10 protein-coding genes are annotated in these 13,512 nt (G+C 41.5%); all 10 read left to right on the forward strand.

Annotated elements, in window-relative coordinates; genetic code table 11:
• Positions 1 to 47: 47 nt before the first annotated feature.
• On the forward strand, positions 48 to 1,301 hold the full coding sequence (locus WBJ10_RS13050) for a putative DNA modification/repair radical SAM protein (protein ID WP_424290989.1): 1,254 nt from the start codon (positions 48 to 50) through the stop codon (positions 1,299 to 1,301).
• Positions 1,302 to 1,333: 32 nt separating this feature from the next.
• Positions 1,334 to 2,089, forward strand: coding sequence for a TIGR03915 family putative DNA repair protein (locus WBJ10_RS13055; RefSeq protein WP_424290991.1), 756 nt, complete (start codon positions 1,334 to 1,336; stop codon positions 2,087 to 2,089).
• Positions 2,090 to 2,204: 115 nt separating this feature from the next.
• Positions 2,205 to 3,086, forward strand: coding sequence for an SMP-30/gluconolactonase/LRE family protein (locus WBJ10_RS13060; protein WP_424290993.1), 882 nt, complete (start codon positions 2,205 to 2,207; stop codon positions 3,084 to 3,086).
• A 54-nt stretch (positions 3,087 to 3,140) separates the two neighbouring features.
• On the forward strand, positions 3,141 to 3,617 hold the full coding sequence (locus WBJ10_RS13065) for a (2Fe-2S)-binding protein (RefSeq protein WP_424290995.1): 477 nt from the start codon (positions 3,141 to 3,143) through the stop codon (positions 3,615 to 3,617).
• A complete protein-coding gene (locus tag WBJ10_RS13070) occupies positions 3,604 to 4,599 on the forward strand; it encodes an FAD binding domain-containing protein (protein WP_424290997.1) in 996 nt (331 codons plus the stop codon). The genes WBJ10_RS13065 and WBJ10_RS13070 overlap by 14 nt, the downstream gene beginning before the upstream one ends.
• Positions 4,596 to 6,839, forward strand: a complete 2,244-nt coding sequence (locus WBJ10_RS13075) for a xanthine dehydrogenase family protein molybdopterin-binding subunit (protein WP_424290999.1) — start codon at positions 4,596 to 4,598, stop codon at positions 6,837 to 6,839. The genes WBJ10_RS13070 and WBJ10_RS13075 overlap by 4 nt, the downstream gene beginning before the upstream one ends.
• A gap of 368 nt (positions 6,840 to 7,207) precedes the next feature.
• Positions 7,208 to 10,492, forward strand: coding sequence for a SusC/RagA family TonB-linked outer membrane protein (locus tag WBJ10_RS13080; protein ID WP_424291001.1), 3,285 nt, complete (start codon positions 7,208 to 7,210; stop codon positions 10,490 to 10,492).
• Between the two features lie 34 nt (positions 10,493 to 10,526).
• Positions 10,527 to 11,975 carry a SusD/RagB family nutrient-binding outer membrane lipoprotein gene (locus WBJ10_RS13085; protein ID WP_424291003.1) on the forward strand — a complete coding sequence of 483 codons (1,449 nt, stop codon included), beginning with the start codon at positions 10,527 to 10,529 and terminating at the stop codon, positions 11,973 to 11,975.
• A gap of 80 nt (positions 11,976 to 12,055) precedes the next feature.
• Complete coding sequence (locus WBJ10_RS13090; protein ID WP_424291005.1) at positions 12,056 to 12,958, forward strand: glycerophosphodiester phosphodiesterase family protein; 903 nt, start codon at positions 12,056 to 12,058, stop codon at positions 12,956 to 12,958.
• Between the two features lies 1 nt (position 12,959).
• A partial coding sequence (locus tag WBJ10_RS13095) for a GDSL-type esterase/lipase family protein (RefSeq protein ID WP_424291007.1) occupies positions 12,960 to 13,512 on the forward strand: 553 nt, incomplete at its 3' end.

Below are 13,512 nucleotides of genomic sequence, written 5' to 3' on the forward strand. Positions count from 1 at the left end.
GTTATAAATATCCGGAAAAATACTAATATTATTAGTATTTTTACATCATGTCAGAACGGATAGTTGAAAAGTTAAGGATACTTTCGGATGCTGCAAAATACGATGTATCATGCTCATCAAGTGGAAGCACCCGTAAAAATCAGAACAAGGGTTTAGGAGATACGGGTAACGGTATTTGCCACACCTATACGGAAGATGGGCGCTGCGTTTCCCTCCTGAAAATCTTATTCACTAATGTATGCATATTTGACTGTGCTTACTGTGTCACCAGAAAAAGTAACGACATTAAGCGAGCTTCGTTCACGGTTCAGGAAGTAGTCGATCTTACGATAAATTTCTATCGCAGGAACTATATTGAAGGACTTTTTCTCAGTTCCGGGATTTTCAAAGATGCCGATTATACTATGGAGCGTTTAGTTCAGGTGGCTAAAAAACTTCGCACAGAACACAAGTTCAACGGTTATATTCATTTAAAATCTATCCCGGGTGCAAGCGATGAACTAATGCATGAAGCGGGTCTATATGCGGATCGGCTAAGTGTTAATATTGAGATTCCGACCGAAAGCGGGCTTAAACTATTAGCACCTGACAAAAATCGGAAGGACATGATCCAACCCATGGATTACCTGAAAAACGAGATAATATTAAAAACCGAAGAGAAAAAATTATTTAAGAGCACGCCCCTGTTCGCTCCTGCAGGACAAAGCAGTCAGATGATAATTGGCGCCGGCAAAGAAACTGATCGGGATATCATGTATACTGCTGATAAACTTTACAAACGTTTCAACTTAAAGCGAGTGTACTATTCCGGATATGTGCCTATCAGTAACGACAAGCGTTTGCCTGGCATCGGAACTGCTGTACCAATGGTTAGGGAAAACAGGCTTTACCAGACAGACTGGCTCATGCGCTTCTATGGATTTAATGTAAGGGAACTACTCGACGAAGCCAATCCAACACTTGACCTGGACATTGATCCCAAATTAGGCTGGGCGCTCAGAAATTTAAGTCTCTTTCCAATAAATATTAACAAGGCAGATTTTGGACAGATTTTGCGCATCCCGGGGATCGGCCGGCAATCAGCTAATAAGATTACTCAAGCAAGGAAGTTTCAAAAACTAAACTGGAATCATCTAAAGAAGATAGGTGTAGCGCTCAACCGTGCCAAGTATTTCATAACCTGCGACAGTAAGACATACGAACGGCGGGATCTAACTGAAGGAAAGATCAGACAGTTTATCCTGTCGGAATCTCAAAGCAAGTACTCTAAAACTGACGTGGACCAACTAGTGCTTTTTTAGGCCAGCCAAATCCCTTAATAAAAAAGGAATTTATGACCACTCTAATTTTCGACGGCACATGGGCTGGTGTCCTTTGCTGTGTTTTTGAAATTTTCGACAAAAAACTTAGAGATGTCAAAGTTGTGCGCGAAAATCACTTCCAACCTGACGCTTTTAGTACGGCCTCGAGGGTCTATAGTGATGAAACACGCGCTAAAAGGGTATGGGCAGGACTTGCACAACGTATTTCCAAAAAATCAATGAGTAGCCTCTACTCAAGTTATCTCTCCGAATTACCGCAAATTGAAAACGTTATTTGTGGTTTTATTCGTCTTACATTCGAGATGGACGAATCGCCAGAATATGCCTATGCGAATCCAACAGTATTACGGATAAGCCAGGTCGACAAAATGGTTCATCGCGAAAAGCATAGAATGGAAGCTTTTGTCCGTTTTCAATTAACCAAAGATGGCTTGTATTATGCAAGTGTTGAGCCGGATTTTAATGTTCTTCCGCTTATAGCCAAGCATTTCAAAAACAGGTATGCCGACCAACGCTGGCTGATTTACGACCTGAAAAGGAACTTCGGGATTTACTATGATCTTGAAATTGTGTCCGAAGTAACGATCAGTAATTCCGGAAATAATGTAAATAAAGAAGACATCTTTCAAGAAGATGAACACCTGTATCAAAAGCTTTGGAGTGAATATTTTAAGCACGTCAACATCGCCGAAAGGAAGAACCAGAAATTACACCTGATGCATGTCCCAAAACGATACTGGAAATATTTAACTGAAAAAAATCTTTAGCATTAAGCATTTGAAAATATTCTATTTGTCAAATATTTTTAAAAAAACGAGACAGCTTATTTTTTATCGTGCATCTTGATTAACTTGCCTTTTAAACCCATTAAAATCAAAAAGTATGAAAAACATCTCTGTCTTACTCTTATTAGCAATAGCGGTCACATCTTGTAACAATTCCTCCCAAACAAACACATCGCAGTCAGACACCACATCAGCTTCTGACTCAACAAAACATGAGCTGGTTCTCAAATGGGAAACCGACAGTTTGCTTAAAGTACCGGAGTCAGTTCTACTTGATAAAGCAAATAATGTGCTTTATGTGTCGAATATTGACGGGCAGGATCCATGGAAAGCTGATGGAAAAGGATCAATTGGTAAAGTAGGATTAGATGGAAAGATTATCGCGACAGATTGGGTTAGCGGATTGGAATCACCTAAAGGCCTTGGAATGTATAATGGTAAATTATACGCTGCCGACCTCACCAACCTGGTAATTATTGATATTGCTTCCGGTAAAATTGAGCAGAAAGTTGCGGTTGCAGGCTCAGTTGGCCTTAATGATATTGCTATTGATAGTAAAGGTATAGTATATGTCTCCGATTCGCCAGGCAAACAAGTGTTTCGCTTTGAGAATGGAAAGGCTGAGCTATTTCTAGATAAACTTAATGGCCCTAATGGATTATTTATAAACGGAGATGACATTTTTGTCTTAGACAACCAGGCAATGCATAAAGTCAATGCCGACAAGACACTTACCATGATTGTAGATGGATTGGATGGAAATGCTGACGGACTTGAAAATGTATCGGGAGAAGATTATATTATTTCTTGCTGGGAAGGACTGATTTGGTATATAAATGCAGATGGAACGAAAGAAAAGCTGCTTGATACCAAAGTTGCAAATAAAAACACTGCGGATATAGGTTTCGACAAAGAATCTAAAACAGTCTACGTTCCAACATTTTTTTCAAACACTATCGTCGCCTACGAAGTTAAATAGGATGAAAGAAGAAAGTTCATTGCCCATTTAAATCAATCATAATAAGCAAAGCCAATGGACAAGCATTTCATTTCGATTCATGTCAACGGTAAAACAGAAACACTTAAGGTTGAACCGTGGGTAAGCCTTTTGGATGCTTTACGCGATCAGTTAAATCTTACCGGTACCAAGAAAGGGTGTGATCATGGGCAGTGCGGCGCGTGTACAGTTTTGGCAGATGGAAAACGGATTAATGCTTGCCTGACCTTTGCAATAATGTATGATAAAGCGAATATCACTACGATCGAAGGTTTTGGTACTAAACAGCTCCATCCGCTTCAGCAAGCTTTCCTGGACCATGATGCCTTCCAATGCGGTTACTGCACTCCGGGTCAGATTTGTTCGGCAGCTGGGATGTTGCAGGAGGGCCATGCACATACAAAAGATGACATCCGGGAATTAATGAGTGGCAACCTCTGCCGATGCGGGGCTTACACAAATATCGTTAAGGCGATAGTCGATGTAAAAGAAGGCAAGTATGGTTCCATTTAACTACCTGAAGGTTACGAATGCAGATGAAGCTTCTGCCCACTTCAGCAAAAATAGCAATGCCGAATTTATTGCTGGAGGAACAAATCTTATCGACCTGATGAAAGAGAATGTCGCCAGGCCTGATACCTTGATTGATATTAATAAAATTGAATCTATTCAGTCTATCACAGAACTTGCCGATGGCGGTTTAAGACTTGGAGCTCTTGTTAAGAATGCGGATACTGCCTATAATGAACGGGTCCGAAAACAATACCCCCTCCTATCCCAGGCAATTCTTGCCGGAGCATCTGCTCAGCTTAGAAATATGGCGTCTAATGGGGGAAATCTTTTGCAACGAACCCGGTGCTATTACTTTTATGACACAGCAACACCATGCAATAAACGGGCACCTGGGACCGGTTGTTCTGCCATCGGTGGATACAACCGAATCCATGCAGTTCTTGGCACCAGCAAAGATTGTATTGCTGTATTTCCCAGCGATATGTGTGTTGCGCTTGCGGCGCTCAACGCACGGGTAAACATTCACGGTTTAGAGGGCGGTAGAGTTATTGATTTCATTGATTTCCACCGACTACCCGGTGATACACCGAACCAGGATAATAATCTAAAAAAAGGGGACCTGATCACTTCTATAGATCTTCCGGATGAAAGTTTCGATTTCCATTACTCTTACCTGAAGCTCCGCGACCGGAGTTCATATGCTTTTGCATTGGTTTCAGTGGCGGCAGCATTTAAACTAGAGGACGGCTTAATTCGGGATGCCAGGCTCGCACTCGGTGGAGTGGCTCACAAACCCTGGAGAAACAGAGAAGCCGAAGATTTCATGATTGGGAAAGAACCTAACTCGATGATTTTTTCACAGGTCGCGAGCATCATTCTGGATGAGGCAGCTGGCTTTGAACACAATACTTTTAAAATCGAGCTCACAAGAAGGGCAATCATTAAAAATTGCCTAACAGCTGTCAACAAAGAAAGGATATGAGCATAGAAAAAAAGTATTTCGGACAAGCTCTTAATCGCATCGACGGACATGCTAAAGTAAGGGGCGAAGCTAAGTACGCTGCTGAGTTTAATATAACCGATTTACTTTATGGTTATATCATAAATAGCACCATCACAAAGGGAAAAATAAAAAGTATTAATACAGAAAAAGCAAGCGCCATAACAGGAGTCATTAAAGTCTTCACACATGAAAACCGGGAAAGTACAGCCTGGCTTAATTTAAAATATACTGACATGGATGCCCCGCCTGGAGTTCCGTTCAGGCCACTTCATGATCGTAAAATAAACTACAACGGACAACCTGTTGCACTTGTAGTTGCAGAAACTTTTGAGCTTGCCCGATATGCCGCAACGCTCGTGGATATTCAATATGAAAGCGATCCACATCAGACCGATCTAAGGTCGAACCTGTCGGAAGCAAGAAAGCCCAAAAAAGGACTGGCTTCCATTTACAAGCCGGGTCCACCTAAAGCAAAGGGAAATGCAGAACTAGCATTTAATAATGCACCGATAAAGGCATCCGGAACATTTGTTCATGGCATGGAAACTCACAACCCATTGGAAATGTTCGCATCCACAGTGATTTACGAACAGGATGGCAAACTTACTATATATGATAAGACGCAGGGTGCCCTGAATAGCCAGATATATGTTGCGAATGTTTTCGGAAAATCTTTTAAGAACGTTCGGGTTTTATCGCCTTATGTTGGAGGTGCTTTCGGGTCAGGATTACGGCCCCAATACCAATTGTTTCTGGCAGTAATGGCTTCCCTTGATCTGCGTCGCTCGGTTCGAGTCAGTATGAACAGACACCAAATGTTCACCTTTGGCCACCGGCCAGCAACGGTTCAGAACACTAGATTTAGCGCTATTCATACTGGTAAAATCCAATCCTTATATCACGATGCAACGGCCGAAACATCCCGCTTCGAGGATTATTCAGAAGTAGTTGTGAATTGGTCTAATGAGTTATACCCCTCGAATAATGTGAAGCTCGGATATAAACTCGTACCCCTTGATCTGGCCAGCCCGCTGGATATGAGAGCGCCAGGAGGGGCGACTGGCCTTCATGCAATCGAGTGTACAATAGATGCACTCGCATACAAATGCAATATTGACCCTATTGAGTTCAGACTACATAATTATGCATACCACGATGACAGCAGTGGAAAACCTTTCTCTAGCAAAGAACTAAAAGAATGTTTTCATCAGGGAGCCAAACGTTTTGGGTGGGAAAACCGAAGTCCACAACCCCGTTCAATGAAGAGGGATGGTAAACTTCTTGGCTGGGGTATGGCATCAGGGATTTGGGAAGCATCACAATTGCCTGCCCGGGCGGAAGCATTATTGACAACGGACGGTAAATTGATTGTAAGCAGTGCTACTGCTGATATAGGCACGGGAACATATACGATCATGGCGCAAATAGCTGCTGACTGTATGGGCATGGATATATCAAATGTGGAGTCTAGGCTAGGAGATTCCAATATGCCTATTGCACCTATTCAAGGAGGATCCTTTACTTCTGCGACTATCGGAATGGCTGTTCATACCGCCTGTCAGGGTTTAAAAAAAAGTATCTTAAAACAGGCAAAGAAAATGAATCCTGGAGTATTTCACAAAATGAACCTGGAGGAGGTGGAATTTACCGGGGATACTTTGCGTATAAAAGACACAACAAATTCGGCGCTGCTTCTGACAGATATTGTTGCATCAACAGGCAAAATGGAAATCAAAAGCCGGAATACCGGCTTGCCCAACACATTAAAACAACGAAAGTATAATAGAAGTGCTCATAGCGCTGTTTTCGTGGAAGTTGAAGTTGATGAAGAATTGGGCTCGGTTAAAGTATGTCGTGTGGTAACTGCAATTGCCGCCGGAAAAATAATAAATCCCAAAACTGCGCGCAGCCAAATCCTTGGCGGGATGGTCTGGGGAATCAGCAAAACTTTACACGAAGAAAGTATAATTGACCACCGTTTTGGAAGGATTATGAATTCCAACCTGGGAGAATATCATATTGCCGTAAATGCGGATATCAATGATCTTGATGTAATTTTCGTAGACGAAGAAGATACAATTGTTAACGATCTCCAGATAAAAGGCATTGGTGAGATAGGCATTGTGGGTGTTCCCCCTGCGATCGCTAACGCAATCTTCCACGCTACGGGCAAACGTATTTATGACCTTCCAATAAAACTGGATATGGTTATGGCTTAGTCGGAGGTCAGCGGTATTAATTATGAGATATAATAGATTTCCAATCAGACTTCTGAATTCAAACATTTTTTGCATTGCGAGAGCCTTACTGAAGACCTCCAATCGAAATAAAAGTTGATATTAAATCCTCGTTAAGCGAATGTTAAGAAGTGCACTCTAAATATTCAGGAAGGCTAATTCAGTCGCATAATATTAACACAATATTAAAATTAAAACTTTTTTCGATTTTCTAGGATTTTGTTCATAGTTTCGTTTTATTATTTATTAAATCAATTCGAAACATTTAATAATAAACCGATAAGCTTTTCAAGCTAAACTGAAATAAAACGAAATACAAAATCCTCTATTTTTCTTAAAATGACTGCATTATGAACAAAACATTTACTGAAATTTTCGGTAAGCAATGGCAAAACTTAATTTTACCAGTCGCATGGAAGGAAACCTTCTTCAATTTATCGAGCAGCGGATGTGGAAAAATGATAGCCAAATGCCTATTGATCTTACTTACACTTAATGTTTTAACTGGCCAGGATCTAAAGGCTCAGCAAAGTATTACCCTCAGTGGAATAGTTTCAGATAATACTGATGAAGAAACCCTTATTGGAGTTAGCATCAACGATGCACAAAGACGTTCACTGGGAGTGACGGATCTTAACGGTCGTTTCAGAATAACAGTTCCAGCGGGTACTAGCGTAAGTTTCAGCATGATCGGGTACACAACTGTATCCAGGGTATTCAACGCAACTGATAACAATCTTTCAATCCGTTTAAGCCGTTCAGACAATGCACTGAATGAGGTTGTAGTTACCGCGTTAGGTATCAAACGGGAGCAGAAAGCATTGGGTTTCGCGACCCAAACCTTAAAGGAGAATGCATTAAATGATGCCCGATCCAATAACTGGGTTGGTGCTTTATCAGGTAAAGTTGCAGGGCTTAACGTTGTATCACCGGGCTCCGGGCCATTAAACTCCACTAAGATTATTCTAAGGGGTGAAACTTCCATGAATTCAGATAATAATGGTGCATTAATTGTTCTGGATGGTATTCCTGTAGGTGGCGGATTGACCTCATCTGGGGTTAGCAGCGCATACGGTGCAGGATCCGGTAACGATGTGCCTGTGGATTTCGGAAATGGTATTTCAGATATAAATCCTGATGACATAGAGAGTGTAACTGTACTTAAAGGCGCAAGTGCAGCAGCACTATATGGAAGCCGGGCTGCAAATGGTGCTTTAATCATCACCACAAAGTCGGGAAGCAAAAGAAACAAAGGAATAGGGATCTCGCTAAACACCAATTATAGTTTAAATGACGTTTTAAGATGGCCTGATTATCAGCATGAATACGGCCAGGGTACGGGTACAACGATCCGGCCGGCAAGCCAACTTTATTATTCTTACGGAGCTTCTGCTGACGGAGCAAGTACTGGAGGAACAAGTAGTGCTTTTGGTCCGAAATTCAATGGTCAATCGTATTTCCAGTATGATCCGGTGACCGGGACGCAATCCGCAACGCGCGTTCCATGGGTACCTTATACAGACAATGTTACCAGTTTCTGGCGGACAGGTTCTACCATTACAAACAGTCTTTCATTTGACGGTGGCACTGACGTTGCTACCGCGAGGGCATCGATTACACATTCAAAGAATGAATGGATAATGCCGAACACGGGCTATGAACGTCTTACTGCTGCACTGAGCTTAAACTACAAGCTTTCACCAAAATTAAGACTTGCCACTAAAGCTAATTTCACGAATAAGAAAAGTGACAACCTGCCTGCAACCGGTTATAATAACCAGTCGATTTCCTATTTCATGATCTTCCAGAATCCAAATGTGGATCTTGACTGGTATCGTCCTATTTGGGAACCAGGACAATTTCAGGTCGAACAGATTCATCCGTTCAGTCGCTTTATTGACAACCCTTTTCTCATTGCTCATGAAATGACCAATGCGGTAAACAATTACAAAACTGTCGGTAACATCCAGGCGACCTATGATGTAAACAGCAAGTTCAGCATTATGCTTCGCTCAGGAATGGACATGACTAATGAAGATCGCGATCAGCGTCGTCCATACAGCACGGCAAACTTTGGAAGGGGATATCTGAGACAGCAGAATATTTTCAACTTTGAAGTTAACACAGACGCTTTGATGACCTATAAAACTGCTCTTTCAAAGGATTTTGACTTCAGTGTATCAGGTGGTGCAAATGCTCTCAATCGTCGTTATACGGGGGTTAATGGTTCTGTGATCGGGCTCATTATTCCAGGGGTTTATAAATTGAGCAATGGAGTCAGCAATCCGATAATGAGCACGAATTACCTGAATAAAAAAGTTCACAGTGTTTATGCATTCACCTCCCTGGCCTGGAAAGACATGATATTCCTTGATGTTACCGGTCGGAATGACTGGTCAAGTACCTTGCCAGTACAGAATAATTCGTTCTTCTACCCTTCTGTAAGCTCTAGTTTCATTTTGAATGAGATGTTCACTCTTCCTTCAGCGTTTACTTATGCGAAACTAAGGTTGTCGGCAGCGCAGGTAGGAAATGATACGGATCCTTACAAAACCAGTAAATATTATGGCAATAGTGATTTCGCTGCTTCTGCCTCTGTACCTACAACGCTGCACAATGCTACATTCAAGCCAGAGATCACGACCAGTTATGAGGCTGGCATGGAGTACAATCTCTTCAACTCGAGATTGACCATGGATTTCACTGTTTATAGTAACGTTACCGAGAATCAAATCCTCGACGTGCCACTTGATCCAACCACAGGTTATTCGAGAGCTGTGTTAAATGCCGGAAAAGTTCGGAATAAAGGGATTGAAGTTCTGTTAGGTGGAAAGCCAATCAACACCCCGAACTTCAAATGGAATACCACAATAAACTGGTCAACCAATAACAACGAAGTACTTGAACTTGCTGAAGGGCTTTCTGATAAGCAAGATATTGGATACGGAGGTAATGCCACGATTCAAGCCCGGGTTGGCGGTACGACTGGCGATATCTACGGATTCGGTTTCGTTCGCTCACCAGACGGACAAATTGTTTATACTGCTGCAGGCTTACCTGCGCGCCCTTCTGAAATTCAATACATTGGTAAAGCTTATGCAGACTGGAGAGGAGGAATTACAAATGAATTCCAACACAAAAGCTACCGCTTTAGTTTCCAATTCGATGGACAATACGGAGGCACGATTTATTCTCAAACTCATCACAAAATGATGGAGCAGGGAAAATTGAAAGCTACTCTTCCTGGGCGCGAGCAAGGGTTTGTAATCGGCGAAGGTGTGGTTGCCGGTCCCGGTGGCACTTTTACTCCAAATACCAGGCAAGTAGCGCCTGCAACATATTATGGAGATTATTACCGACGTGCAAACGTGGAATCGAATTCATTCGATGCGTCGTTTATCAAACTTCGTGAAGTACGTTTGGAATATGCTTTGCCGGCGAAGTTTACTTCAAAACTTAAGCTCAACAATGCTTCACTTGCATTCTACGGACGTGACCTGGCCCTTTTCTCAAAAGTTCCAATATTCGATCCTGAAGTCGCTGCTTTAAATGGCTCGACTATCCTTCCAGGCATCGAAATAGGACAGTTGCCATCCATGCGTACGTTTGGAATGAATTTAACCGTTAGGTTTTAAGAAGATTAACCGTAGTCTAAAGCTAAATAAGAAAATGAATCGTCTCAATAAAATAATTGCAATACTGGTACTTTCATCAATGATGATTGGATGTACTAAAGACTTTGAAGAGATCAATACGGATCCTAATAAAATCGAAAAAATAAGCCCGGGTACTCTGCTAAACCCGATCATCTATGAGGTGACGTCATTCAATACAGAACGTGCTGAAGCTTTTACATTTGAAATTATGCAGGTACAAATTCCATATCCAAGCGTAGCTGGTGGTATTCACCGTTATGATGTCTCTGAAGCAGCAGGAAACTCCACCTGGAATACCTACTACCGTTGGCTTAATAATATTAAGGAAATGCGCGCTGCCGCAGTTGCAGCTCAGGACCCTAATTATGAGGCAATCGCTTTAACACTGAATGCCTGGGTTTACTCTAACTTGACGGATGCTTTCGGCGATGTTCCAATGTCTGAAGCCGTCAAAGGTGACGAAGGTTTATATACTCCAGTTTTCGATACCCAAAAACAGATCTATACCACACTTCTTGCAGATCTGGAAAGAGCGAATACGATGTATGTCACTTCAAGGCCGATGATTTATGGAACCGATATTCTATATGGCAATAACATCAGCTTGTGGAGAAAATTTACCAATTCATTGCGTATGCGTTTATTATTAAGGGTATCCAATAAGCCTGAAATGGATTCGTTTACAAAGTTGGCTGCAATAATTAACAACCCTGCGGCTAATCCTATATTTACCAACAACTCGGACGCTGCTGTCCTGAAAATCACCGGAGAAGTTCCAAACATATCTCCATGGGGACGTGCGATTGATTTTACGACTTTCAGAGCATCGGCAGCCTTTCATATTGATAACCTTAATGATTTTAACGATCCAAGGCTTGCAAGGTGGAACACTCTTGCAAGAAACGCAGCCGGTACCGCTACTATAGGTTATAAAGGTATTCCCAGCGCCTATGCCGGACCTGAATCCCAGTTTGCATATCAGCCATCAAATGCCAATGTAGCACTTGTAGTTGCTACTCCTACCAATCCAATGCAGGGGGTAATTATGACATATGCGGAGGTTGAACTAATTAAGGCTGAGCTGGCCCAAAAAGGGAAGATTACCGGTAGCGCACAAACTTTCTATCAGAATGGTGTTAAAGCATCAATTGAACAATGGGGAGCAGTTATGCCTGCAAATTATTTCACAAACCCTAAGACTGCTTACAACGGCACCTTGGAGCGAATTATGCTTCAAAAATACTATGCTTTATATTTTAATGACTATCAGCAATGGTTCGAATACCGTCGTACCGGCCTTCCTGTACTGCCCAAAGGTGCCGGTTTAATGAATAACGGAATAATGCCGGTTAGATTTAAATATCCAGTAACTGTCAGAACGAATAATAACGCTAATTATTTAAAAGCAGTAAGCAGCATGGGAGGTGATGATATAAACACCAAAGTTTGGTGGGAAAAATAAACACCCTAATAAGACAGAAAAAGGATACTCTATCGAGTATCCTTTTTTATGTTTAAACTAATTATCTCAACAAAAAAAAAATGAAGAATTTTTTAACCTTTGCAGGATTATTGATTAACCTCTCTGTGGCGTGCACGAGCAGAATACCCAATAATTCAACGATCGAATTTCCTTCCTTTTCAACGGAAGCACATCGCGGCGGACGGGGAGTAATGCCCGAAAACACCATCCCTGCAATGAAAGATGCTGTCGATTTGGGTGTCACCACTCTAGAAATGGATACTCACGTCAGTTCGGACGGAAAGGTGATTCTGTATCACGATAATTATATAAACCCGCTATTTACTATAGCTCCAGATGGGAACATTATACCGGGTAGCGACAATCAAAAATTCCCGCTGTTCAACATGACCTATGCAGAGATCGCCAAATTTGATCCTGGGTCAAAGGGCAATCCAAATTACCCTCAACAGAAAAAGATTAAAACGCACATACCTCTTCTTTCTGAAGTAATCGATTCGGTGCAAAACTATATTAGATCTACTGGTAAAAAACAGGTCTTTTATAACATAGAAACTAAAAGCAAGCCAGGCGGCGACAACAAACTTCATCCGGATCCTGAAAGATTTGTCGACCTCCTGGTTGCGGTTCTTAAAAAGAAAAAAATCCTGCCCTATGTGGTAATCCAATCTTTCGATGAAAGAACAATTCAGGTAATTAACAGAAAATATTCCGGGATAAAAACTTCCTATTTAATCGACAATACCAAATCTTTCGAGGAAAATATGGAGGTTCTTGGATACAAACCTTTTATAATCAGTCCCAATTCCAGAATGGTAACAAAGGAATTTGTACAGAAAAGCCACGCACAAAATCTAAAAGTTATTCCCTGGACTGTGAACACTTTGGAGGAAATTAATAAACTAAAAGCCCTCGGTGTCGACGGAATTATTACTGATTATCCCAAACTATTAATTAATTAAGATGAAAAGATTACTATTCGTTGGAACCGTATTTCTCTCCATTTTAGCAATTAATGCTAAAGCCCAAACTGCCGTATGGGATAGTACCTTCAGACCGCCAGCTTTTAGAATTAAGGCAGATCAATTTAAGTCTTACAAAACCTCTCAAAAGGATTATATCTTTCTTGGAAATAGTATTACAGCAAACACGGATTGGAGTGAATTGCTTTCAGAACGCCGTGCAAAAAACCGCGGAATATCTGCCGATATTACTTTCGGAGTGCTTGAGAGGTTAGGTGATATCACGAAAGGTAAGCCCGCGAAAATTTTTATACTCATTGGGATTAACGATATTTCAAGGAATATACCCGACGAATTTATCGTGAGAAACTTTCACCGCATTGTTGACCAAATTCGAACAGAGACTCCAAAAACAAAAATCTACATCCACACCTTAATGCCCGTAAATCACACGTTTAACAAGTTCCCAAATCATTATGGAAAAGATGAACATATCTTATTTGTAAACGACGCGATCAGGAAGATGGCTGATAACAAGAATGTGTTTGTTATCG

The organism is Daejeonella sp. (assembly GCF_049655485.1).
In the GTDB taxonomy this organism is placed as follows: Bacteria; Bacteroidota; Bacteroidia; order Sphingobacteriales; family Sphingobacteriaceae; genus Daejeonella.

Coding starts and splice junctions, on each gene's coding strand:
- WBJ10_RS13050 (WP_424290989.1), top strand. CDS start 48: ATGTCAGAACGGATAGTTGAAAAGTTAAGGATACTTTCGGATGCTGCA.
- WBJ10_RS13055 (WP_424290991.1), top strand. CDS start 1,334: ATGACCACTCTAATTTTCGACGGCACATGGGCTGGTGTCCTTTGCTGT.
- WBJ10_RS13060 (WP_424290993.1), top strand. CDS start 2,205: ATGAAAAACATCTCTGTCTTACTCTTATTAGCAATAGCGGTCACATCT.
- WBJ10_RS13065 (WP_424290995.1), top strand. CDS start 3,141: ATGGACAAGCATTTCATTTCGATTCATGTCAACGGTAAAACAGAAACA.
- WBJ10_RS13070 (WP_424290997.1), top strand. CDS start 3,604: ATGGTTCCATTTAACTACCTGAAGGTTACGAATGCAGATGAAGCTTCT.
- WBJ10_RS13075 (WP_424290999.1), top strand. CDS start 4,596: ATGAGCATAGAAAAAAAGTATTTCGGACAAGCTCTTAATCGCATCGAC.
- WBJ10_RS13080 (WP_424291001.1), top strand. CDS start 7,208: ATGAACAAAACATTTACTGAAATTTTCGGTAAGCAATGGCAAAACTTA.
- WBJ10_RS13085 (WP_424291003.1), top strand. CDS start 10,527: ATGAATCGTCTCAATAAAATAATTGCAATACTGGTACTTTCATCAATG.
- WBJ10_RS13090 (WP_424291005.1), top strand. CDS start 12,056: ATGAAGAATTTTTTAACCTTTGCAGGATTATTGATTAACCTCTCTGTG.